Annotated in this window: 18 protein-coding genes; 9 read left to right on the forward strand and 9 right to left on the reverse strand. The window is 68.6% G+C overall.

Annotated features, from left to right (window positions below):
- Positions 1 to 35 precede the first annotated feature (35 nt).
- The gene (locus tag B842_RS05735) at positions 36 to 548 is read left to right on the forward strand and encodes an SMI1/KNR4 family protein (RefSeq protein ID WP_156119453.1); all 513 of its coding nucleotides are present in this window, start codon (positions 36 to 38) and stop codon (positions 546 to 548) included.
- Between the two features lie 25 nt (positions 549 to 573).
- Positions 574 to 1653, forward strand: a complete 1080-nt coding sequence (gene mgrA, locus B842_RS05740) for an L-glyceraldehyde 3-phosphate reductase (RefSeq protein WP_040085661.1) — start codon at positions 574 to 576, stop codon at positions 1651 to 1653.
- Positions 1654 to 1669: 16 nt separating this feature from the next.
- Here mgrA and B842_RS05745 read toward each other — a convergent pair whose 3' ends face one another.
- Entirely contained in the window at positions 1670 to 2368 is a 699-nt protein-coding gene (locus B842_RS05745) for a LysE/ArgO family amino acid transporter (protein WP_040085662.1), read from the reverse strand.
- 69 nt (positions 2369 to 2437) lie between these two features.
- Here B842_RS05745 and B842_RS05750 point away from each other — a divergent pair, with 69 nt between their 5' ends.
- Positions 2438 to 3301: a LysR family transcriptional regulator ArgP gene (locus B842_RS05750; protein WP_040085663.1), complete on the forward strand. Its 864-nt coding sequence runs from the start codon at positions 2438 to 2440 to the stop codon at positions 3299 to 3301.
- On the opposite strand, the gene B842_RS05755 is transcribed toward B842_RS05750, so the two are convergent.
- Positions 3298 to 4383 carry a glutathione S-transferase family protein gene (locus B842_RS05755; RefSeq protein ID WP_040085664.1) on the reverse strand — a complete coding sequence of 362 codons (1086 nt, stop codon included), beginning with the start codon at positions 4381 to 4383 and terminating at the stop codon, positions 3298 to 3300. The genes B842_RS05750 and B842_RS05755 overlap by 4 nt on opposite strands.
- A 67-nt stretch (positions 4384 to 4450) precedes the next feature.
- Between B842_RS05755 and B842_RS05760 the strand changes: the two genes are divergently transcribed.
- A complete protein-coding gene (locus B842_RS05760; RefSeq protein ID WP_040085665.1) occupies positions 4451 to 5149 on the forward strand; it encodes an HNH endonuclease family protein in 699 nt (232 codons plus the stop codon).
- A 78-nt stretch (positions 5150 to 5227) separates the two neighbouring features.
- Positions 5228 to 6187 carry a DoxX family protein gene (locus B842_RS05765; protein WP_040085667.1) on the forward strand — a complete coding sequence of 320 codons (960 nt, stop codon included), beginning with the start codon at positions 5228 to 5230 and terminating at the stop codon, positions 6185 to 6187.
- A gap of 50 nt (positions 6188 to 6237) precedes the next feature.
- Here B842_RS05765 and B842_RS05770 read toward each other — a convergent pair whose 3' ends face one another.
- Genes B842_RS05770 through B842_RS05785 form a run of 4 tightly spaced genes read right to left on the reverse strand, consistent with a single transcriptional unit; the run spans position 6238 to position 11450 of the window.
- Positions 6238 to 7485 (reverse strand): glycosyltransferase family 87 protein, encoded by a 1248-nt coding sequence (locus B842_RS05770; protein WP_040085668.1) that lies wholly within the window; start codon positions 7483 to 7485, stop codon positions 6238 to 6240.
- A gap of 10 nt (positions 7486 to 7495) precedes the next feature.
- Complete coding sequence (ilvD, locus tag B842_RS05775; RefSeq protein WP_040085669.1) at positions 7496 to 9334, reverse strand: dihydroxy-acid dehydratase; 1839 nt, start codon at positions 9332 to 9334, stop codon at positions 7496 to 7498.
- On the reverse strand, positions 9335 to 9895 hold the full coding sequence (locus tag B842_RS05780; RefSeq protein ID WP_040087375.1) for a PH domain-containing protein: 561 nt from the start codon (positions 9893 to 9895) through the stop codon (positions 9335 to 9337). It lies immediately after the preceding gene.
- Positions 9896 to 9920: 25 nt separating this feature from the next.
- Positions 9921 to 11450, reverse strand: coding sequence for a mechanosensitive ion channel family protein (locus B842_RS05785; protein WP_040087376.1), 1530 nt, complete (start codon positions 11448 to 11450; stop codon positions 9921 to 9923).
- 288 nt (positions 11451 to 11738) lie between these two features.
- Here B842_RS05785 and B842_RS05790 point away from each other — a divergent pair, with 288 nt between their 5' ends.
- The 3 genes from B842_RS05790 to ilvC all read left to right on the forward strand — a co-directional run bounded on the left by B842_RS05790 (position 11739) and on the right by ilvC (position 15314).
- Positions 11739 to 13655, forward strand: a complete 1917-nt coding sequence (locus tag B842_RS05790; RefSeq protein WP_040085670.1) for an acetolactate synthase large subunit — start codon at positions 11739 to 11741, stop codon at positions 13653 to 13655.
- Positions 13656 to 13659: 4 nt separating this feature from the next.
- Positions 13660 to 14175 (forward strand): acetolactate synthase small subunit, encoded by a 516-nt coding sequence (gene ilvN / locus B842_RS05795; protein ID WP_040085672.1) that lies wholly within the window; start codon positions 13660 to 13662, stop codon positions 14173 to 14175.
- A gap of 125 nt (positions 14176 to 14300) precedes the next feature.
- The gene (gene ilvC / locus B842_RS05800; protein WP_040085673.1) at positions 14301 to 15314 is read left to right on the forward strand and encodes a ketol-acid reductoisomerase; all 1014 of its coding nucleotides are present in this window, start codon (positions 14301 to 14303) and stop codon (positions 15312 to 15314) included.
- A gap of 76 nt (positions 15315 to 15390) precedes the next feature.
- Here ilvC and B842_RS05805 read toward each other — a convergent pair whose 3' ends face one another.
- From B842_RS05805 to B842_RS05815, 3 genes are read right to left on the reverse strand one after another with little or no spacing between them, the layout of a single operon-like run.
- The gene (locus B842_RS05805) at positions 15391 to 16107 is read right to left on the reverse strand and encodes an ABC transporter ATP-binding protein (RefSeq protein WP_040085674.1); all 717 of its coding nucleotides are present in this window, start codon (positions 16105 to 16107) and stop codon (positions 15391 to 15393) included.
- On the reverse strand, positions 16100 to 16861 hold the full coding sequence (locus B842_RS05810; protein ID WP_040085676.1) for an ABC transporter permease: 762 nt from the start codon (positions 16859 to 16861) through the stop codon (positions 16100 to 16102). The genes B842_RS05805 and B842_RS05810 overlap by 8 nt, the downstream gene beginning before the upstream one ends.
- Complete coding sequence (locus tag B842_RS05815; RefSeq protein WP_040085677.1) at positions 16858 to 17826, reverse strand: ABC transporter substrate-binding protein; 969 nt, start codon at positions 17824 to 17826, stop codon at positions 16858 to 16860. Before B842_RS05815 ends, B842_RS05810 begins: the two co-directional genes overlap by 4 nt.
- A gap of 133 nt (positions 17827 to 17959) precedes the next feature.
- Here B842_RS05815 and B842_RS05820 point away from each other — a divergent pair, with 133 nt between their 5' ends.
- Positions 17960 to 19750 carry a GmrSD restriction endonuclease domain-containing protein gene (locus B842_RS05820; RefSeq protein WP_040085678.1) on the forward strand — a complete coding sequence of 597 codons (1791 nt, stop codon included), beginning with the start codon at positions 17960 to 17962 and terminating at the stop codon, positions 19748 to 19750.
- Positions 19751 to 19847: the final 97 nt, after the last annotated feature.

A 19847-nucleotide genomic window follows, 5' to 3' on the forward strand; every position in this document is an offset into this window, starting at 1 on the left:
CCTGCGCCGACCCACTTCACCTCCGGGAGACGACGATGACCATCCACTACGCCGGGGCACCGACGGATGCTGACATTGAGCAACTGACCTCGGCGTTCGGTGACCTCCTGCCGGTGGCCTACCGTGACTTCATTCAGCAGTGGAACGGAATCTTCCTGGTGGACAACTACTTCGACCTGGAGTTCCCGCCCGTGGATGACGGCCTCATCGCCTTCGAGAGCCTCTTCGGCGTCAGCACCGACAATCCCTCCTTCCACGCCGTCACCCAGAATGCCTGGCTCGCGGCGGAGATCGACCAGCTCAGGGCATGGGTCATCGGGGCCGATGGCGGCGGGAACTTCTTTGTGCTGGACCGCGATTCAGGTGCGGTGTTCTACTGGGACCGGACCTTGCTCCACGGACCTGCCGAGTCCGGGGCAGCCGTGGTGGAGGACAGCGAGGGGCGGAACCTGTACCTGTTTCGGGACTCTCTCGAGGATTTTCTCGCACTGCTGGCATCGAAGACACAGGGGATGGACCATGTGCAGCGGGAAGACTGGCCCGGATGAGACTGATCGGGGGCACAATGGATCCATGAGCACCTACCTCCCCGCCCCTGACCGCTACGCCTCCATGCCCTACCGTCGGGTCGGTCGTTCCGGCCTCAAGCTGCCCGCCATCTCGCTGGGCCTGTGGCACAACTTCGGCGACGACAAGCCCCTGGAGACCCAGCGGGCGATCCTGCGGCGCGCCTTCGACCGGGGTGTCACCCACTTCGACCTGGCCAACAACTACGGCCCGCCGTTCGGCTCCGCGGAGTCCAACTTCGGCCGTCTCCTGGCCGAGGATTTCCGGCCCTACCGCGACGAGCTCATCATCTCCTCGAAGGCCGGCTGGGACATGTGGCCCGGTCCCTACGGTTTCGGCGGTTCCCGAAAGTACCTCATGGCGTCCCTCGACCAGTCGCTGCAGCGGATGGGCCTGGACTACGTGGACATCTTCTACCACCACCGCCCGGACCCGGACACCCCGCTCGAGGAGACCATGTACGCGCTGCGTGACATCGTCGCCTCCGGCAAGGCGCTCTACGTCGGCATCTCCTCGTACGGCCCGGAACTGACGGCCGAGGCGGCGGAGTTCATGGCGGAGGAGGGCTGCCCGCTCATCATCAACCAGCCCAGCTACTCGATCGTCAACCGCTGGGTGGAGGAGCCGGGCGAGGACGGGGACTCGCTGCTGGCCGCCGCCGCCGACTCCGGGCTCGGCGTCATCGCCTTCTCCCCGCTGGCGCAGGGCCTGCTGACCAACCGCTACCTCGACGGTGTCCCGGGGGACTCCCGTGCGGCGGCCGCGAAGTCGCTGTCCGACGACATGCTCAGCGCCGAGAACCTCGAGATGGTCTCCCGTCTCAACGACATCGCCCAGGAACGCGGGCAGTCGCTGGCGCAGATGGCCATCGCCTGGGTGCTGCGTGAGCAGGGCCGCTACGGCGTGGAGACGGTCACCTCCGCCCTCATCGGTGCTTCCTCGGTGGCGCAGCTCGATGAGAACCTCGACACCCTCGCCAACCTCGAGTTCAGCGACGCCGAGCTCAAGGCCATCGACGATGTCGCCCGGGACGCCGGAATCAACATCTGGGCGAATGCCACCGCGTCGCGTCGTCACGCGGACTGAGGCGCCGGGCAGGGCATCACATGAGGACGAGCTTGAGCGCGAGACCGACCATGATGACGCCGATGCCCGTGTTGAGCCAGCGCCACACGGTCGGGCGCGACAGTGGGCGGCGCAGGAGTACGGCGCCGTAACCGATGGTGGGGAACCAGATGACCGCGGCGAGGAAGGCCCCGAGGGCGAAGAGCCAGCGACCGTCCTCGCCGTACTGGTTGGCGATGCCGCCGACCATCACCACGACGTCGACGTAGGCCAGCGGGTTGAGCCAGGTCAGCGCCAGCGTCGTGCCGACGGCCCCGAGCCATGCCGGGCGGCGGACCGCGGAGACAACCGGGCGGGGGCGCGTGAGCACAGCGCTGCCGCCGGTGCTCTCCGGTGCCAGCGGTTCCGGCTCCGCCACCGGCGTCTCCGGGCGGGTCTCCGCGACGGTGATCGCGCCCGGGTGGGCGGCGTCGCGGAAGTTCTGCCAGGCGAACCACAGTAGGTAGGCCACGCCGCCCCAGCGCAGGATCTCGAGTAGCAGGGGAGCGGAGTCGACGAGGACACCGACCCCGGCCGTGCCCGCCCCGATGAGGAGGATGTCCGAGGCGACGCACGTGAGGATGACCGCGGTGATGTGCTCGCGTCTGATCCCCGACTTGAGCAGGAAGATGTTCTGCGGTCCGACCGCGATGATGAGGGACAGCCCCAGGACGAGGCCCGCCAGAATGATGGACATGGGTTCATTGTCGGTCCCCGCTGGAATGAAGTCCAGTTAAAGAAACTGCAGTTGGTTAAGATTGTCTACATGAACCCGCTGCATCTGGAATCCCTCCTCGCCATCGTGGACGAGGGCAGTTTCGAGGCCGCTGCCCACAGCCTCGGTGTGACCCCCTCCGCCGTCAGCCAGCGCATCAAGGCGTTGGAGAAGGACACCGGCCGCGTGCTCGTCCGGCGTACCAGCCCCGCCACCGCCACCGACGCCGGCGAGATCCTCGTCCAGGCCGCCCGTCGCATGCGCCTGCTCCAGGCGGAGACTGACGCCCGCCTGCAGGGCCGCCTCGGGCGCGTGCCGCTCTCGGTGGCCGTCAACGCGGACTCCCTGGCGACGTGGTTCACCCCGGTGTTCGCCGACGTCGCCACGTTCGGGGAGGCGACCCTTCGCCTGCGCATCGAGGACGAGACCCGCACGCTGTCCCTCCTGCGCCGCGGGGATGTCCTCGGTGCGGTCACCCGCGAGTCCCGTCCCGTCTCCGGCTGCGAGACGGTCGGGCTCGGCCGGGTGCGCTACCGGGCGGTCGCCACCCCGGAGCTGGCGGAACGCTACCCGGGGCCCGACTGGTCCCGCATGCCGACGCTGCGCTGGGGTCCCTCCGATGAACTGCAGGCCCGCGACCTCGAGGAACGGCTCGCGGGGAATCAGCAGCGGCCCCGCATGTCGGATATTCCGTCCACGGAGGCGCTGGTGTCGGCCACGCTGGTGGGCATGGGCTGGGGGCTGATGTCGGAGCTGCAGGCGGACCCGTTCCTGCGCCGTGGTGATCTCGTGCTTCTCGACGACCGCGTGGTCTCCGTCGCCCTCTACTGGCAGCGCTGGCGCCTGGAGTCGGAGCTGCTTGAGAGGCTCACCGACTCCGTCCTCGCCGCCGCCCGGGTGCTCCCGGCGGTCTAGCCGAACAGCTCGACCTGGAAGTTCTCGGGGTTCTTCACCTCTTCGCCGGCCGGCACCGGCCCGGGCGGGGTCACGCCCTCGGCGAAGGGCTGCCCGCCGAGTGCCTCCCGGCCGTGCGGGGTGGCCAGTCCGGCCAGGTCGGGGCCCTGCGGCACGATCTGGGTGGGGTTGACCTCCTTGTGCACGATGAAGTAGTGCTCCTTGATCTCGCGGAAGTCGGTGGTGTCGCCGAAGCCGGGGAGCTGGAAGAGCTCGCGGAGGTAGCCCCACAGGGCGGGCATCTCGGAGATCTTGTTGCGGGAGGTCTTGAAGTGGGAGTAGTAGACGGCGTCGTGACGCACGAGGGTGACGAACAGGAAGATGTCCGCGAAGGTGACGTGCTCGCCGACGAGGTAGCGGCGGGTGGTCAGGCGCTCCTCGAGCCAGTCCATGGTGGCCCAGAAGCGCTCATAGGCCTCGTTGTACGCCTGCTGGGAACCGGCGAAGCCGCAGCGGTAGACGCCGTTGTTCACCTCGGTGTAGATGCGCCGGGTGATGGTGTCGATCTCCTCGCGGTGCGCGAGCGGGTAGAGGTCCGGGGCGCCCTCGCGGTGGAACTGCGTCCACTCGGTCTGGAAGTCACGGACGATCGAGGGGTAGTCGTTGGACACCACCTTCCGAGACTCCGTCTCGACGACCGCCGGGACGGTGATGCCGCGGGGGTAGTCGGGGAAGCGGTTGAGGTAGGCCTCCTGGAGCCTGTGCAGGCCGGTGGCCGGGTCCTTCTGGTCGGGGTCGAGGTCGAAGACCCAGGAGCGGACGTCGTGGGTCGGGCCGGCCAGGCCGAGGGAGATGACGTCCTCGAGGCCGAGCAGCCGGCGGGTGATCACGGCGCGGTGGGCCCAGGGGCACGCGCGGGCGGCCATGAGCCGGTAACGGCCCGCCTCGACGGGCCAGTGGACGGTGCCGTCGTCCTGGTCGACGGTGGTGCCGGAAGGTACGTCGGCGGTGATCCGGTCCTCGATGTACGTGGCATCGCGGATGAACTCGCCGTCGGTGGATGCGTTCTGCGGGTCGCCTGCCCAGTCCTTGTTTGCTGTCATATCAACAACTCTAGCGTTCGAACCTCTTTCCGTCAATGTCCGGACCTGCTGCTAGATTGATCCGGTAATGAAACGCATTTCCGCACTCCTCAGCCTGCTCGTCGTCGCCGTCATCGGCACGGCGGTGGTCGTCGACCCGCCCACCAGCCCGTCGGCGCCCTCCTCGCTCCCGGGATCCTCGTCCTCGCAGCCGGCCAACGCCCACGCTCTGGCGCAGCTGGAGACCCTCGAGGTCAAGGGACGCGCCCCCATGACCGGCTACGACCGGGCGAACTACGGCCCCGCCTGGAGCGACAACGTGCGCGTCGAGGGCGGCCGCAACGGCTGCGACACCCGCAACGACATCCTCCGCCGGGACCTCACGGACATCACGATCCGCCCCGGCACCCACGGCTGCGTCGTGGAGTCCGGCACGCTGCTCGACCCCTACACCGGCACCACCATCAACTTCGTGCGTGGCCCGCGCAGCGGTGAGGTCCACATCGACCACATCGTCGCCCTGGCCGACTCCTGGCAGAAGGGTGCCCAGTCCTGGGACGCGGACACCCGCCGCGACTTCGCCAACGACCCGCGCAACCTCATCGCCGTCGGCGCCGCCCCCAACCAGCAGAAGGGCGCGAGCGACGCCGCGACGTGGCTGCCGCCGAACAAGGCCCACCGCTGCGCCTACGCCACCAGCATCGTCGACGTGAAGGCCACCTACGGGCTCTGGGTGACCGCCGCCGAGAAGGACGCCCTGCACCGCGAACTCATGCAGTGCCCGTAATCGGATTGTTGGTCTTTTGCAACACGGCTCGCGTGTTCATGTCCACCCCGGACCACTGATCTGACTTACGCTGGCTTCATGACCGACAAGAATCAGACCCCCGACCGAGCTGGCTCGTACGACGCCGACGGCCTCGACGTGCCCACCTACCACAAGGACACTCATGCCGCGGGGCCGGCTCCCCGCGCCCCGGGGGCCGGTTCCACGCCTCTGGGCGCGCAGGACACGGGCGCCCAGGAGACGACGCAGTTCGAGCGTCCCTCCGGCGGGCTCTTCAGCCGCCCGGGCCGGGCGGCCCCGCAGGAGATCAAGCCGAGCCAGGCCACCCCGCCGGTGCAGCCGACCTACACCGAGCAGGACTACCAGGCCGCCCCCGCCACCGGCACCCACGAGACCGTCGCCTACGGCAACCCGCCCGCCCAGCCGGTGGCGGCCGCAGCCCCGGTCGTCGCCGAACCCGTGGCCGTGCCCGCCGACTACGCGGCGCCGGTCGACGTGGAGGACGCCGCCCACCCGGACCACCGGCGCGGCACCATCGACTTCGGACTCCTCATCATCCGCCTCCTGCTGAGCGGATGGCTCATCCTGGAGGCCGTGGGCACCTTCTTCCGGCTCGGCGGCAACCCGGGCCTGTCCGGTCTGGAGCTCGACTACGCCAACTACCTGGCCCCGACGGGGCTGTCCGTCATCGTCCCGTCGATGCAGCTGGCGGCCGGCGTGTTCCTGCTGCTCGGCCTCATCACGCCGCTGTTCGCGATGGTGGCGACCATCGCCACCTCCTTCACCGCACTGCACGCGCTGACCACGTCCGGCGCCGGTCCCAACATCTTCGCCTGGCCGGAGGCGGTGTGGCTGTCGATCGTGCTGCTGGGCATCTCCCTGGCGCTGCAGTTCACCGGCCCGGGATTCATCTCCCTGGACTACGGCCGCAGCTGGGCCCGCCGCCCGCTCGTGAGCTCCTGGATCTTCGTGCTGCTGGCCGTCGCCGGCGGCGTCGCACTGTGGTGGTTCGGGGCCGGCCTCAACCCCTTTGCCTGACCCTCCGAATCAACGGAACCCCGGACCACCAGGTCCGGGGTTCCCGCGATTCAGGGGGTGGTGACGGGCACCCGCCGCAGCGCCACCGCCCACGCGACGAGCACGGCGATGCCCAGCCACACGAAGTCGGAGACGAGCAGCTTCTCGACGAAGTTCAGCGCGTGCTCGTCGATCGAGTCGCCGTACCACCACTTCGGGGGCTGGGTGAGCACGAGCGCCGCCCACGTGAACACCAGCGAACCGAGCACCACCGGACCACCGAGGACGGTGAGGCAGCGCCACGCCAGCACCGGCAGCAGCAGGGTGAGCCAGATCCAGTGGTGGGACCAGGAGACGGGGGAGACCAGCAGCATGATGACGGCGTTGACGAGGGCGGCGTCGACAAGCATGTCGCGGCGCAGGAGCGCCACCATGAGCCACGCGCCCAGCCCGATGGTGAGCAGGGCGAGCACCAGCCACAGCACGTTCGTCAGCGTGGAGTTCGCGTCGAGGGCCCCGGGGGAGGTCCACCAGCGCATGAGCATGCCCTTGAGCGAGCTGTTCGACTGGTAGACGGTGCTGACGCCGAACTCCGACTCGGTGCCCATGCCGAGCAGGACGTCGGTGAAGTACTGCTTCGTCGCGTCCCAGCGCACCAGGGCCCCCAGGCCGGTGACCAGCAGCGCGGAGGTGCCGGCGACGAGGATCGCGCGGATATCGCGCCGCAGGAGGAAGAAGAGCAGCATCGCCAACGGCGTCACCTTGATCGCCGCCGCGACACCGATGAGTGAACCCTGCGGCAGCCACCGCCTCCGCGGCACGAGATCGAGGATGACCAGCGCCATGATGACGACGTTGAGCTGCGCGAACCACGAGTTCAGCCACACCGGCTCAATGAGCAGCACCGCGGGCCAGGTCACCGCCGTCAGCGCCGCCAGGGAGAGCTTGTCGACGTCCCTCCCCGTCACCGCCCGCAGCACGAACCACAGGCAGAGCAGGATGAGGGCGGAGGAGAGCATGATCATGATGTCGCCGGCCAGGTCATGCTCGTAACGGGTGAGCGGCACCATGACGAGGGCGCCGAACGGGGGATAGATGAACGGCAGGGCCAGGGAGCCGGCGTACATCGGCACGGCGTACATCTCGGCGCCGTCGAGGAAGGCCCGCACGCCCTCCATGTAGATGATCATGTCGATGGGGAAGTCGGTGATCATCATCTGGCGTCCGGTGACGCCGAAGCCCGCGATCAGCCCCAGGGCCACCACCATCCTCAGGATGGCGGTGTGGGGCAGGATCGCGGGCTTGTTTGTCGTGGTCACGCGGACAATGTTAGTCCACCTGGCGGACGGCGCCCTTATCGGCGGAGGTGGCCATGGCGGCGTACGCACGCAGTGCCTTGGAGACCTTGCGCTCGCGGTTCGCGGTCCACGGCTTCTCGGAGGCCTCCATCTCGGCGCGGCGGGCCTCGATCTCCTCGTCCGGCAGGTCGAGGGAGAGACGACGGGTGTGGACGTCGATGGTGATCGGGTCACCGTTGCGGATCAGGCCGATGAGACCACCGTGGGCGGCCTCCGGGGAGATGTGGCCGATCGACAAGCCGGAGGTGCCGCCGGAGAAACGGCCGTCGGTGATGAGGGCGCACTTCTTGCCCAGGCCGGCACCCTTGAGGAAGGACGTCGGGTGCAGCATCTCCTGCATGCCCGGGCCACCGGAAGGACCCTCGTAACGGATGACGACGACCTCACCCGGCTGGACCTCGCGCTTGAGGATGATGGAGACGGCCTCCTCCTGGCTGTCGACGACGCGGGCCGGGCCGGTGAAGGTCCACAGCTCCTCCTCGACGCCGGCGGTCTTGAGGACGGAGCCGTCCGGCGCCAGGTTGCCGCGCAGGACCACCAGGCCGCCGTCCGCGGAGTGGGCGTGCTCGACGTCGTGGATGCAGCCGTTGACCGGGTCGGTGTCCAGGCTGTCCCAGCGGTTGTCGGTGGAGAAGGGCTCCGTGGTGCGCACGCCACCCGGGGCGGCGTGGAAGAGCTCGGTCGCGGCGTCGATGGCCCGGCCGCCACGGATGTCCCAGTCACCCAGCCACTCGTCGAGGGAGTCGTAGGTGATGGAGTGGACGTCCTCGTTGAGCAGGTTCGCGCGACGCAGCTCGCCGAGGATGGCCGGGATGCCGCCGGCGCGGTGGACGTCCTCGATGTGGTAGATGCCGTTCGGGGCGACCTTGGAGATGCACGGCACCTGGTGGGAGATCTCCTCGATGTCCGCCAGGGTGAAGTCGACCTCACCCTCCTGGGCGGCGGCCAGCGTGTGGAGGATCGTGTTGGTGGAGCCGCCCATGGCCATGTCGAGGGCCATCGCGTTGCGGAAGGCGTCCTTGGTGGCGATGTTGCGCGGCAGGACGGACTCGTCCTCCTCGCCGTAGTAGCGCCTGCACAGCTCGACGATGGTCTCGCCGGCCTGCTCGAAGAGACGACGGCGGGCGGAGTGGGTGGCCAGCGTCGTGCCGTTGCCCGGCAGGGACAGGCCCAGGGCCTCGGTGAGGCAGTTCATCGAGTTGGCGGTGAACATGCCGGAGCAGGAGCCACAGGTCGGGCAGGCCGACTCCTCGATGGTGGCCAGGCCCTCATCGGAGACGTTGTCGTCGGCGGAGGCGGCGATGGCGGTGATGAGGTCGGTCGGGGTCTGGGCGACGCCGTCGACGACGACGGCCTTGCCGGCCTCCATCGGACCGCCGGAGACGAACACGGCCGGGATGTTGAGACGCAGCGCGGCGTTGAGCATGCCCGGGGTGATCTTGTCGCAGTTGGAGATGCAGACCATCGCGTCGGCGGTGTGGGCGTTGACCATGTACTCGACAGAGTCGGCGATGATCTCACGGCTGGGCAGCGAGTAGAGCATGCCGCCGTGTCCCATGGCGATGCCGTCGTCGACGGCGATGGTGTGGAACTCCTTCGGCACGCCACCGGCGGCACGGACGGCGTCCGCGACGATGTCGCCCACGTTCTTCAGGTGGACGTGGCCCGGGACGAACTGGGTGTAGGAGTTCACGATCGCGACGATCGGCTTACCGAACTCGTGCTCCTTGGTGCCCGTGGCGCGCCACAGGGCGCGGGCTCCGGCGGCGTTGCGTCCGACGGTGGTGACTTTGGATCGAAGCGGGAACACTTACTGCTCCTTCAGGTTTTCAGGGTTGTCAGAGGACGAGCGGTTGGCCTGCTGCGCGGCCTGTCGAGCAGCGTACTCCTCCTTGGAGATGAGGATCTGCTGCCCGTCGCGGTGGATGATGGTGACCTTGTCGTCGGCCGCCTCCTGGGCGGAGGTGAGGACATCGGGGATCCGGCCCTGGGAGGCCTCCGCCAGCTGCGGCAGGGAGTTGAAGGTCACGCCGGGCATGGCGTGCTCGGTGCCGTCGCGGGTGGTCAGCAGGGCGCGGGAGCCCTTGAAGCCGATGCCGGAGACGTCCTCCCAGCGGATCGTGCGGCCGCCCCGGAAGGCGTAGCGGATGTCGATGCCGCGCCCACCCACCACGGTGCGGGCCCGGACCACCCAGAGGATGAGGGCCAGCGGGATGAGCAGCAGCCAGCCCAGGTACAGCGGTGCGGACGGGATCACCAGCATGCCCACGGCGATGATGAGTACGGCCGCGAAGAGGTTGCCCCGGTCCGGACGGAACTCCGTCGTTTCTGCACGGTCGGTGTGCTCGGTCTTGCCAGCGTCAGAACTCATGGCGACCATGCTAGTAGAGAACCCCCTACTGTCCGGAGTCCGGGGTGACCTGCGGCTGCAGCGGGGTCGGCTGCGGTTCCGCCGGGGCCTCCGGGGCGTCGGGGTTCCCCGTCGCGTCGACCTCTCCGGCGACGCCCTCCGGGGCATCCGCGGTCGGGGTCCCGGTCAGCTCCGGGGTCGGGGCCGGGGTGGTGGGGGAGGTCTGCTGCGGGGAGAACGGGGCGGTGGTGGGGGTCGGAGCCGGAGTGTTCTCCGGGAGAGGGGCCGGTTCGGTCGCCGGGGTGGAGGTCACGCCCGGGGCCGGCGGGGCGAGGATGCCGGAGGGCCCGTCCTCGCCGGCGTCGACGGTGAGGACCTTGAGCACGATGAGGAGGAACAGGGTGCCGAAGAGGTACGTCGTCGACGGGCGCACCCGGCCGCCGGCCGAGGCGAATCGCTTCCACCGGGAGGTGGGGGTGTCGTGGCGGAACATGCCGCCGGCCGGGGTCTGCTCGTCGACGGTGTCCTCGGGTTCGTCGCCCTGGGGGCCACGGTCGACGACCGCCGGGTCGCGGCCCTCCTCGTCGGCGTACCCGGCGGGGACGGAGGCCTCCCGGTCCCCGGCGGAGTCGTGGGGTGTGGACAGGGGGATGTCGATGAGCGGCATCCCGGCCAGCGCGCCGGTGGTGACGGTGTCGACGCGGTCCTTCACGTCGCCGGTGATGGTGGTGGCGGAGCCGTACTCGTTCCAGAACTCGTCGAGGATCTCGGTGCGGATGGCGCGCTCGACGAGCCACTGCATGCCGGCCTCGACCTGGATCATGAAACGCATGTCCATTGTCCAGGGCATGCCGACGGTGGCGGGCGGGTTGATGTTCACGGCGGGGTGGACGTCGAGCTCGCCGATGAGTTCCTTGGCGACGTCGGGGCGTCGCAACGCACGACGCGTCGCGGCCTCGGAGCGGTCGATGGCCTCCTGCGTGTCCGAGGAGCCGAGGAGGGGGACGGGGATGACCACCACGGCGCGGGACCAGTAGTTGGATGAGTTGATGCACACGCGGGCGGTGGAGTTCGGGATGATCACCGTCTCCTGGGCGAGGGTGCGGATGCGGGTGGAGCGCATGGTCACCTGGATGACCGTGCCCTCCACCTCGATGCCGTTGCCCTCGAACCGCACCCAGTCGCCGACACCGAACTGTTTCTCGGTGAGGATGAAGAAGCCTGCGAGGAAGTCCGCGATGATCGACTGCGCGCCGAAACCGATCGCGGCGGAGACGACCGTGGCCGGGATCGCGGCTCCGGCCAGCGAGAAGCCGAGGACCTGCAGGAAGAAGATGAGCAGGACGAAGAAGGCGATGAGCTGGAAGATGTAGACGGAGACGCCGGTGAGTGCGAGGCGGGTCTTGGACTCGTCCGCGTCGGTCGTCTCCTCCACCCCGCGAGCCAGCCAGCGTTGCGCGAAACGGCCCACGCGGGGCACGAGCAGCGCGAGCACGAGCAGGATCGCCAGGGACAGGCCCTGATCGGCGATCCACTGCCAGGCGCGGGTGAGTAAATAGGAGCCTAGGTCAAGCATGGCGCCCACGATACGACTATCCGGGGACCCGTGTGTATGATGATCGGCATGATCACCATTCGACTTGTGGTAGCAGCGCGGCGCCTGCCGTAACGACCCTACCCAGTCGTCTCGACAAGCGCCCTCGACAGCACCCACCATCAGTGCTGTACGGGGGCTTTGTCTTTAGATGGTCGCAGGTCACTTGTGCCGACGACAGCCACCAGGCCGACCCCTTCCGCACCAAGGGAAGAGTCACCAGGTAGCGTTTCAATTGCATTGTCCTTGTGAAATTAGGAGCTTGATAACGTGGCAGCTTCGCAAACGCCCACCCCGGCCACGGTCGCCAAGAAGTCCCCGGGAGCCGAGAACGCACCCGAGCGGATGACCGGCGCCCAGGCGATCGTCCGGTCCCTCGAGGAGCTCGGCACCGACATCGTCTTCGGCCTGCCCGGCGGTGCCATCCTCCCCCTGTACGACCCCCTCTTCTCCTCGAAGAAGCTGCGTCACGTGCTGGTGCGCCACGAGCAGGGCTCGGGCCACGCTGCCACCGGTTACGCACAGGTCACCGGCAAGGTCGGCGTCTGCATCGCCACCTCCGGCCCGGGTGCCACCAACCTGGTCACCCCGCTGGCCGACGCCAACCTGGACTCCGTCCCGATGGTCGCCATTACCGGCCAGGTCGGCCGTTCCCTGCTGGGCACCGACGCCTTCCAGGAGGCCGACATCCGGGGTGTGACCATGCCGATCACGAAGCACAACTTCATGGTCACCGACCCCAACGACATCGCCCGCACCCTGATGGAGGCCTTCCACCTCGCTCTGACCGGTCGCCCGGGCCCCGTCCTGGTCGACATCCCGAAGGACATCCAGAACGCGGAGTTCGACTTCGTCTGGCCGCCGAAGATGGATCTGCCGGGCTACAAGCCGGTCACCACGCCGCACTCCCGCCAGATCACCCAGGCCGTCCAGATGATCGCCGAGGCCGAGCGTCCCTGCCTCTACGTCGGCGGCGGCGTCATCAAGGCCGACGCCAACAAGGAGCTGCTGGAGTTCGCCGAGTACACCGGCGTCCCGGTCGTCACCACCCTCATGGCCCTGGGCGCGTTCCCGGAGTCCCACCCGCTGCACATGGGCATGCCGGGCATGCACGGCGCCGTCCCGGCCGTCGGTGCCATGCAGGGCGCTGACCTGCTCATCACCATCGGCGCGCGTTTCGACGACCGCGTCACCGGCAACCTCGACGAGTTCGCCCCGGACGCCCAGGTCATCCACGCCGACATCGACCCGGCCGAGATCGGCAAGATCCGCGAGGCCGCCGTCCCGATCGTCGGCGACGCCCGCGAGGTCCTCTCCGCACTCCTGCGCACCTACAAGTCCTCCAAGAACCTCACCCCGCCGAAGATCACCGAGTGGGTCGAGTACCTGACGGACCTCAAGGAGCGCTTCCCGCGCGGCTACGACGAGCAGTCGGACGGCATGATGAGCCCGCAGTTCGTCATCGAGACCCTGTCCAAGGAGGTCGGCCCGGACGCGATCTACGTCGCCGGCGTCGGCCAGCACCAGATGTGGGCCGCGCAGTTCATCGACTTCGAGAAGCCGCGCACCTGGCTCAACTCCGGTGGTCTGGGCACGATGGGCTACTCCATCCCCGCCGCCATGGGCGCCAAGGCCGGTCTGCCGGACGCCGAGGTCTGGGCCATCGACGGTGACGGCTGCTTCCAGATGACCAACCAGGAGCTCACCACCGCCGCGGTCGAGGGCTTCCCGATCAAGGTCGCCCTGATCAACAACGGCAACCTGGGCATGGTCCGCCAGTGGCAGACCCTGTTCTACGGTGGCCGCTACTCGAACACGAAGCTGCGTGAGCAGGACGAGTACGTGCCGGACTTCGTCACGCTGTCCGAGGCGCTCGGCTGCGTCGCCTTCCGCGTCACCCGCGAGGAGGACGTCCTGCCGACGATCCAGAAGGCACGCGAGATCAACGACCGCCCGGTCGTCATCGACTTCATCGTCGGTGAGGACGCCCAGGTCTGGCCGATGGTCGCCGCCGGCGCCTCCAACTCGGACATCGAGTACGCACGTGGTCTGCGCCCCTTCTTCGAGGGTGACGAGTCCGCGGGTGAGTCCCCGGCCGACATCCACGGTGTCATGGAGAACGCCCAGGAGGAGACCGTCGAGGAAGTCCTCGAGGAGCGCGCGAACGACAGCGAGAAGGAGAACTAGGACAATGGCGAACACCGACATCATCCGCAACACCCTCAGCGTCCTGGTCCAGGACGTCGACGGCATCATCTCCCGCGTCGCAGGCATGTTCACCCGCCGTGGCTACAACCTGGTGTCCATCGTCTCGGCGCACACCGACACCCCGGGCATCAGCCGCATCACCATCGTGGTCGACGCCAACGAGCTGGTCATCGAGCAGGTCACCAAGCAGCTCAACAAGATCATCCCGGTGCTCAAGGTCGTCCGCCTCGAGGAGGACACCACCATCGCCCGCGCCATCATGCTGGTGAAGGTCAACGCCGACAACACCAACCGCCCGCAGGTCGTCGACGCCGCGAACATCTTCCGCGCCCGCATCGTCGACGTGGCCCAGGAGTCCGTGGTCATCGAGGCCACCGGTACCCCGGGCAAGCTGCGCGCCCTGCTGGAGGTCCTCGAGCCCTTCGGTATCCGTGAGCTCATCCAGTCCGGTCAGATCGCCCTCAACCGCGGTCCGAAGACGATGGCACCGTCCAAGTAACACCCCCTCATCCCACCTGGTGAGACAACACGCATGAAAGTCCCACCAGGTGGGGTACCCCTGTCTCATGTTGTGGTACAAACAACAACAGCACTTGTATAAGACGAAAGGCGAGTTTTTCTCCCATGGCTATTGAACTGCTTTACGACGCCGACGCTGACCTCTCCCTCATCCAGGGCCGCAAGGTCGCCATCATCGGCTACGGCTCCCAGGGCCACGCCCACGCCCAGAACCTGCGTGACTCCGGCGTCGAGGTCTGCATCGGCCTGCGCGACGGCTCCAAGTCCGCGGAGAAGGCCAAGGAGGCCGGCTTCGAGGTCAAGTCCAACGCCGACGCCGCCGCCTGGGCAGACGTCATCATGCTGCTCGCCCCGGACACCTCCCAGAAGTCCATCTACGAGAACGACATCGAGCCGAACCTCAACGACGGTGACGCCCTGCTGTTCGGCCACGGCCTGAACGTCCACTTCGGCCTGATCAAGCCGGCCGAGAACATCGTCGTCGGCATGGTCGCCCCGAAGGGCCCGGGCCACCTCGTCCGTCGTCAGTTCGTCGACGGCAAGGGCGTCCCCTGCCTCATCGCCGTCGACCAGGACCCGAAGGGCAACGGCAAGGACCTGCTGCTGTCCTACGCCGCCGCCATCGGTGGTGCCCGTGCAGGCGTCATCCCGACCACCTTCGAGGCTGAGACCGTCACCGACCTGTTCGGTGAGCAGGCCGTCCTCTGCGGTGGCACCGAGGAGCTCGTCAAGACCGGCTTCGAGGTTCTGGTCGAGGCTGGCTACGAGCCGGAGATGGCCTACTTCGAGTGCCTCCACGAGCTCAAGCTGATCGTTGACCTCATGTTCGAGGGCGGCATCGCCAACATGAACTACTCCGTCTCCGACACCGCCGAGTTCGGTGGCTACCTCTCCGGCCCGCGCGTCATCGACGCCGGCACCAAGGAGCGCATGAAGGACATCCTGACCGACATCCAGGACGGCACCTTCACCAAGCGCCTCATCGCCAACGTCGAGAACGGCAACAAGGAGCTCGAGGGTCTGCGCGAGGAGTACGCCAAGCACCAGATCGAGGAGACCGGCGCCAAGCTGCGTGACCTCATGAGCTGGGTCAAGGTCGAGATCACCGAGACCGCCTAAGCCCCCACGCTTGTCGACGCCCCACCGGTTCGCCGGTGGGGCGTTCGTCTTTGCCGGGCCAGCTGAGGGGCCTGCCTCAGGGGTGGAGCAGGTCGAGCAGGTGCCGCCGGAGGGCGGGGTCGGGGTCGGCGTCGCGACGCGGGCGGGGGAGGTCCACGGTGATGTCGGCGATGACCGTGGCGTCGGGGGAGGGGGACATGACGAGGATGCGGTCGGAGAGCAGGATCGCCTCGTCGACGTCGTGGGTGACCATGACGACGGTGCGGCGGTCGGACTCCCACAGGGAGAGCAGCTCCAGCTGGAGGTCGCGGCGGGTGAGGGCGTCGAGGGCGCCGAAGGGTTCGTCGAGAAGCAGGATGTCGGGTTCGACGGAGAAGGCCCGGGCGATGCCGACGCGCTGCTGCATACCGCCGGAAAGGCGGGCGGGGCGGCGGTCGGCGGCGTGCGCCAGGCCGACGGCGGCGAGGTGACGGTCGGCGATCCGGCGGCGTTCGGCGGCGGAGAGCCCGGGGCGGGTGGAGCGCAGCCCGAACTCGATGTTGCCGCGGGCGGTGAGCCAGGGGAGCAGCGCGTGGTCCTGGAAGACGACGGCCGGGCGCCCGTTGACCTCCACGGTGCCGGTGGAGGCGTGGTCGAGGTCGGCGATCATCGACAGGATCGTCGACTTGCCGCAGCCCGAGGGGCCGAGGAGGGAGACGAACTGGCCGGGGGCGATGTCGAAGGAGGTCGGCGCGATGATGCGTGTCCTCCCGTAGGAGCGGGTGATGTCGGTGAGCGTGATGGCGTCAGTCATGGCGGACGGTCCTCTGCAGGGCGGCGACGAGATGGTCGAGGATGAGGCCGGTGAGGCCGATGAGCACGATGGCGACGACGATGGCGTCGATGTCGAGGCGGTTCCACATGTTCCACACGAAGAAGCCGATGCCCTGCCCGCCGACGAGCATCTCGGCGGCGATGATGACCAGCCAGGACGTGGACAGTGACAGGCGCAGGCCGGTGATGATGCCGGGCAGGGTCGCAGGGACCCACACCTGGGTGACGGCCAGCCACAGCGGAGTGTTGAGCGTGCGGGTGAGCTTGAGATAGGTGGGGTGGATGTGGCGGACCGCGTCGATGGTGTTGAGCAGGATCGGCCACAGGGCGGACAGGACGATGACGAAGACGGCGGTGCTCTCGGCGTCGTGGAGCAGGGCCAGGCCGATGGGCAGCCACGCGAGAGGGGAGACGGGGCGGAGGATCTGCACGAGCGGGTCGACGGCCCAGCGCAGGATCTCCAGGCGTCCCAGGAGGAAGCCCAGCGGGATGGCGATCACCGCCGCCAGGAGGAAGCCGGTGAGCACGCGGCGCAGTGAGGTGAGCAGGTGCCAGAACACGCCGACGCTGCCCGGTCCGTCGCGGTAGAAGGGGTCGGAGAGGATCTCGACGCCGCGGCGCCACACCCCGCCCGGGGTCGGGGCGAGGCCGCCGACGGGTGCGAGGTGCCACACCCCGATGAAGAGGACGAAGAGCACGAGGCCCAGTGCGCCGGCGCGCACCCGGGGGCTCACGCCAGCTCCCAGCGGCGCAGCTCGGTGCGCATCCAGTCGAGTGCCGCCGGGTCGGTGGCGTCCCCGAAGTGGATCCTCTCGGGGTCGACGACCTCCTCGCCGGACCACGTGCGGTAGCGGCCCTCGAGGATGGGCTCCAGCAGGGCGGCCGGCTGGTTGAGGTAGCGCTCGTGGGAGAGCATCCCGGCGGCTGCGGCGTGGTTGCCGGGGGCGTTGAGGAAGGCGGAGGCCTCGGCGAGGGCGTCGGTCACGGCCGTCGCCTGCGCGGGATGGGCGGATTGCCAGTCGATGCCCATCGCGATGGCGCAGCAGGGGTGACGGTGCCAGAACTCGCGGGTCTGGTGGAGCACGCGGCCGGAGCCGGTGGCCAGGGCCCGCTGGTTGAAGGGCTCCGGGCCGATGAAGCCGTCGATGCCGCCGACCTCGAGCTGGGCGACCATGTCGGCGGGGCGCAGGAGGCGGAGCTCGAGATCGCGGGTGGGGTCGACGCCGACGTCGAGAAGCGTCCTGCGCAGCAGCAGGGAGTGGATGGAGTACTCGAAGGGGATGCCGATGACGCGGCCGCGCAGGTCCGCGAGTCCGGAGACCTCGGAGTGGAGGCGGGAGGCGACGGTGATGGCCTGGCCGTTGGTGTTCATCGTGTACGCCAGGGTGGTCGGCCGGGAGGTGGGGGTCACGGCCATGGGGGAGAGCATGTGCGTGACGTGCAGCTGGCCGGTGAGGTAGGCGGACCACAGGTCGGCCCAGCCGGCGAAGCGGCGGAGGGTGACGTCGAGGCCGCGGCGTCGGAAAGCGCCGAGGGCGTCGGCGGCGAGGAGCGGTGAGGCGCAGGCGATGGGCACGTAGCCGATGGTGAGGGTGTCGCCCGTGGGGGCGGGGTCGGCGGCGAAGGCACGCCCACCGAGCAGGCCGAGCGTGCCCAGGGCGGCGGCACCGAGGAAGGTACGGCGCGTCAGTGACGCCATGTGGAACCTCCGGTGTGGATTCGATAGACAGAACAGTCTTAAACGGAACGCTATTACCGTACAGGTCGGTCCACCTGTGGTGCGTACATTCATTCACCGGCGGGAGGCGGTGCCCGGGTCTAGACTCGTCGCCATGGGTTTCACCACGCCGAGCTACGACCTGCCTGACCTGTTCGCCCGCATCGACCGCGGAGACCTGCAGCTCCCCGATTTCCAGCGCTCCTACTCCTGGGACGTCGACCGAATCCGGGCACTGCTGGTCACCGTGCTGCGCGGATACCCGGTGGGCTCGCTGCTCGCGCTGGACACCCGCAACGCCCCGATACGCTTCCGCCCCCGCCCCATCTCGGGTGCCCCGGAACCGCAGGAGGGCCCCGGCATGCTGCTTCTCGACGGTCAGCAGCGCCTCACCACCCTCTACCACTGCCTGCAGGGCGACGGCGCGGTCGACACCGTGGACTTCCGCTCCAAGCGCATCCGCCGCACCTTCTACGTCGACGTCGCCCTCGCGGTCGGCTCCCCGGTCATGCCGGACGTGGCCGTGTTCTCGGTCGACGACGAGGGCATGGTCCGCTCCCACTTCGGCCCCGAGATCCCCGGGGGCATCCCGGACCGGGCCGCCGCGATCGAGCACGGCTGCCTCCCGGTGGCGGACCTGCTGTGGGAGTCGGGCACGGACCTCCTCTTCGACATGGCCGCCTCCCGGCCGGAGACCCGCGAGGACGTCAAGCGCTTCTACGACCGCATCGTCAAACCCCTCGCCGCCTACGACATCCCCACGATCCGCCTGGCCCGCGAGACCGCCCAGACCGGCGTCGGCTCGATCTTCGCCCAGGCCAACTCCGCCGGCCTGCAGATGGACGTCTTCGAGCTGCTCACCGCCGTCTTCGCCACCGAGGACCCGGACTTCTCGCTGGCCGCCGACTGGGAGGAGACCAGGCGCATCCTCAACCGCTACCCGGCGCTGGACCACGTCGACCGCACCGACTTCCTCACCGCCGTGTCCCTGCTGGTCACCTCCCGCAACGGGCAGGCCGCGGGCCAGCGGGAGGACATCCTCAACCTCACGCTGGAGGACTACCTCCACGCGCGTCGGGAACTGCGCATCACCTTCCTCGAGACCGCCGAGTTCCTCTCCCAGCGCTGCATGCTCACCATCGACCAGGTGCCCTACACCGCGCAGCTCATCCCCCTGGCTGTCATCTTCGCCCGCCTGGCGGACACCCCGAAGTCGCTGGCGTCGACGAAGGCGTGGGACAAGCTCAACCAGTGGTTCTGGTGCGGCATCTTCGGTGAGCTCTACGGCTCCGCGGCCGTCATCAACCGTTCCGCCCGCGACGTCGACGAGGTGACCGCCTGGATCGACGGGCACTCCGACGTGCCCCCGAAGACGATCCGCGACGCCTCCTTCTCCGAGTCCCGCTTCTTCTCCGTGCGGGAGAACTCCGGCGTCTACCAGGGCATCTACGCGCTGCTCATGGCCCGCGGCGCCCGCGACTGGCGCACGGCCCAGCCCTTCGACAGGTGGACCTTCCCGGACCTGCACCCCGGCTTCCACCGCATCTTCCCGGTCGAGTGGTGCCGCGAGAACGGGATCGAGCCGGTCGTCGCGGACAGCATCCTCAACCGCACCCCGATGGGCAAGCGCACGGAGGTCGTCATCGACGGCTACGCCCCGGCGCAGTACCTGTCACGCATCCAGTCGAAGTCGCTTCTCGACGACGCCGAGTTCGACACCGTCCTGGCCACCCACGAACTCAACACGGATCTGCTCTACCAGTCCGACTTCGCCAACTTCCTCCGCGACCGCCGTTCCCGCTACGTCGGCATGGTCGAGTACGCGATGGACAAGCCCGTGGTCCGCGACGTCGACGACAGTGACTACACGGGGGGCGAGGAGGGCCCGAACGCGTTCACTGACTGAACGGGGGTGACCGGTGGAGTGGTGTGCCTCATATCGGGGCAGGGTATGGGACAAGGCGCAACCCCACAGACTAAAGTGTTATCCGTTCCTCGTTCCT

The organism is Corynebacterium humireducens NBRC 106098 = DSM 45392 (assembly GCF_000819445.1).
Lineage (GTDB): Bacteria > Actinomycetota > Actinomycetes > Mycobacteriales > Mycobacteriaceae > Corynebacterium > Corynebacterium humireducens.

Excerpts from the sequence above, each read along its gene's own strand:
- B842_RS05750 (WP_040085663.1), top strand. The coding sequence starts at position 2,438 with ATGAACCCGCTGCATCTGGAATCCCTCCTCGCCATCGTGGACGAGGGC.
- ilvN (WP_040085672.1), top strand. The coding sequence starts at position 13,660 with ATGGCGAACACCGACATCATCCGCAACACCCTCAGCGTCCTGGTCCAG.
- B842_RS05820 (WP_040085678.1), top strand. The coding sequence starts at position 17,960 with ATGGGTTTCACCACGCCGAGCTACGACCTGCCTGACCTGTTCGCCCGC.
- B842_RS05755 (WP_040085664.1), bottom strand. The coding sequence starts at position 4,383 with ATGACAGCAAACAAGGACTGGGCAGGCGACCCGCAGAACGCATCCACC.
- B842_RS05780 (WP_040087375.1), bottom strand. The coding sequence starts at position 9,895 with ATGAGTTCTGACGCTGGCAAGACCGAGCACACCGACCGTGCAGAAACG.
- ilvC (WP_040085673.1), top strand. The coding sequence starts at position 14,301 with ATGGCTATTGAACTGCTTTACGACGCCGACGCTGACCTCTCCCTCATC.
- mgrA (WP_040085661.1), top strand. The coding sequence starts at position 574 with ATGAGCACCTACCTCCCCGCCCCTGACCGCTACGCCTCCATGCCCTAC.
- B842_RS05760 (WP_040085665.1), top strand. The coding sequence starts at position 4,451 with ATGAAACGCATTTCCGCACTCCTCAGCCTGCTCGTCGTCGCCGTCATC.
- B842_RS05805 (WP_040085674.1), bottom strand. The coding sequence starts at position 16,107 with ATGACTGACGCCATCACGCTCACCGACATCACCCGCTCCTACGGGAGG.
- B842_RS05815 (WP_040085677.1), bottom strand. The coding sequence starts at position 17,826 with ATGGCGTCACTGACGCGCCGTACCTTCCTCGGTGCCGCCGCCCTGGGC.
- B842_RS05745 (WP_040085662.1), bottom strand. The coding sequence starts at position 2,368 with ATGTCCATCATTCTGGCGGGCCTCGTCCTGGGGCTGTCCCTCATCATC.
- B842_RS05735 (WP_156119453.1), top strand. The coding sequence starts at position 36 with ATGACCATCCACTACGCCGGGGCACCGACGGATGCTGACATTGAGCAA.
- B842_RS05765 (WP_040085667.1), top strand. The coding sequence starts at position 5,228 with ATGACCGACAAGAATCAGACCCCCGACCGAGCTGGCTCGTACGACGCC.
- B842_RS05785 (WP_040087376.1), bottom strand. The coding sequence starts at position 11,450 with ATGCTTGACCTAGGCTCCTATTTACTCACCCGCGCCTGGCAGTGGATC.